Consider the following 428-nt stretch of genomic DNA (forward strand, 5'->3'; position numbering starts at 1 on the left):
CGATGAGTTTCTGCTTCAGCTTGCCACGGCCAGCCATCACAGATTTATTTTGCTTCAACACGCTGCTAGGCCAGCCATCCTCGAAGCAGGTCACACTGAGATACTCCGAGGTCTGGACATCTTGGTCAACTGCCTTGTCTATCTCCTTCTTAAACTCGTCGTCCAAGTCCTTGATGTCGCCATCATGATCCTTGCCGTCCTCGGTCTTCTTGCCCTTCAGTCCTTCCGTGAAGGCACCCATCAGTCCGCCCATCACCTTCTTCACAGTCTCCTTTGGTATCACGCTGATCACCTCGCAGGAGATTGTGTAGTTGCCATTCTTCTCTAGGCTGGCATTGATATAAGTGTCGTTGGCGTAGCTATCCTTGGTGGCATCCTCGTGCTCGTGATGCTCGCCCACGGCATATTGGCTTCCGTGCCAGGCGAAG

The 428-nt window shown here is 53.0% G+C and carries 1 protein-coding gene; it reads right to left on the minus strand.

Translation table 11 applies throughout. From position 1 onward, the window contains the following. A partial coding sequence (locus tag DWV53_RS14430) for a hypothetical protein (protein ID WP_220432019.1) occupies positions 1–428 on the minus strand: 428 nt, incomplete at both ends.

The sequence above is a fragment of the Segatella copri genome (genome assembly GCF_003465495.1).
In the GTDB taxonomy this organism is placed as follows: Bacteria; Bacteroidota; Bacteroidia; order Bacteroidales; family Bacteroidaceae; genus Prevotella; species Prevotella copri_G.